At 62.6% G+C, this 1,588-nt stretch carries 1 protein-coding gene; it reads right to left on the bottom strand.

Annotated elements, in window-relative coordinates:
* Positions 1-365: 365 nt before the first annotated feature.
* Entirely contained in the window at positions 366-1,559 is a 1,194-nt protein-coding gene (gene tuf / locus FXO18_RS08020) for an elongation factor Tu (protein WP_149360545.1), read from the bottom strand.
* Positions 1,560-1,588 lie beyond the last annotated feature (29 nt).

Here is a 1,588-nt window from a genome sequence, read left to right as displayed (position 1 = left end):
TCCCTCGGCCCCTTTGCTCTCCAGCCCGGCTCCATCGAACGGATTCACGCACCCACTCCGTTTCCAGCATCGTTGGGGACCTCGGTCCCCAGCCCCGCTCACTTATCCGACAATACGTGCCGCGCAATCCAACTGGAGAACCCGGCAACGCTGCCATTGGCACATCGTCCTACTGCCGCACTGTGTTACGAGACAGTTTCCATCAACAATCCCTCAGCATAGTCGCGAGAACCGGTCGGAGTGCCGGTTCCGCGCGGCCCCGGGATCCCATGCGGTGCGCCCCCGCAGCGGGCGCGCACGCAAAAAAGGCAGAAGGCGCCTGCTTCACGAGGAAGCAAGCGCCTTCTGCCCGAAACGGCGTCAGATCACTTGACGATCTTGGTGACGCGGCCTGCACCGACGGTGCGGCCACCCTCACGGATCGCGAAGCGGAGGCCCTCATCCATGGCGACAGGCTGGATGAGCTTGACGGACATGTCGGTGTTGTCACCGGGCATGACCATCTCGGTGCCCTCAGGCAGGGTAACCACACCGGTGACGTCGGTGGTGCGGAAGTAGAACTGAGGACGGTAGTTGTTGAAGAACGGGGTGTGCCGTCCGCCCTCGTCCTTGGACAGGATGTAGGCCTGGCCCTCGAACTCGGTGTGCGGGGTGGTGGAGCCCGGCTTCACAACAACCTGGCCACGCTCGACATCCTCGCGCTTGATGCCACGGAGCAGCAGGCCGACGTTGTCGCCAGCCTCGCCGTAGTCAAGCAGCTTGCGGAACATCTCGATGCCGGTGACGGTGGTCTTGGTGGACTTCTCGCGGATGCCGACGATCTCGACTTCCTCGTTCACGTTGACCTTGCCACGCTCGATGCGGCCGGTGACCACGGTGCCGCGGCCGGTGATGGTGAAGACGTCCTCGACGGGCATGAGGAACGGCTTGTCCGTGTCACGCTCGGGATCGGGGATGGAAGCGTCGACCGCCTCCATGAGCTCCACGATCTTCTTGGCCCACTCGGGGTCGCCCTCAAGAGCCTTGAGCGCGGACACCTGGACGACGGGAGCGTTGTCACCGTCGAACTCCTGCGAGGAGAGGAGCTCGCGCACCTCCATCTCGACGAGCTCGAGGATCTCCTCGTCGTCGACCATGTCGGCCTTGTTCAGCGCGACAAGGATGTACGGAACGCCAACCTGACGGGCGAGCAGCACGTGCTCACGGGTCTGCGGCATCGGGCCGTCGGTAGCGGCAACCACGAGGATTGCACCATCCATCTGCGCTGCGCCGGTGATCATGTTCTTGATGTAATCGGCGTGGCCGGGTGCGTCGACGTGAGCGTAGTGACGCTTCTCCGTCTGGTACTCGACATGCGAGATGTTGATGGTGATGCCGCGCTGCTTCTCTTCAGGAGCCTTGTCGATCTCATCGAACGCGAAGCTCTTGTTGAGTTCGGGGAAGGTATCGTGCAGAACCTTGGTGATAGCAGCGGTGAGCGTGGTCTTGCCGTGGTCAACGTGACCGATGGTGCCGATGTTGACGTGCGGCTTGGTCCGCTCGAACTTCGCCTTCGCCACTTTATGGCCTCCTGGACTGATTGGTGCTT

Origin of the sequence: Lolliginicoccus suaedae, assembly GCF_008312885.1 — a bacterium.
Classification (GTDB): Bacteria; Actinomycetota; Actinomycetes; order Mycobacteriales; family Mycobacteriaceae; genus Lolliginicoccus; species Lolliginicoccus suaedae.
The sequence above is the reverse complement of the archived record's forward strand: the minus strand, read 5'-3'. Positions and strand labels throughout refer to the sequence as shown.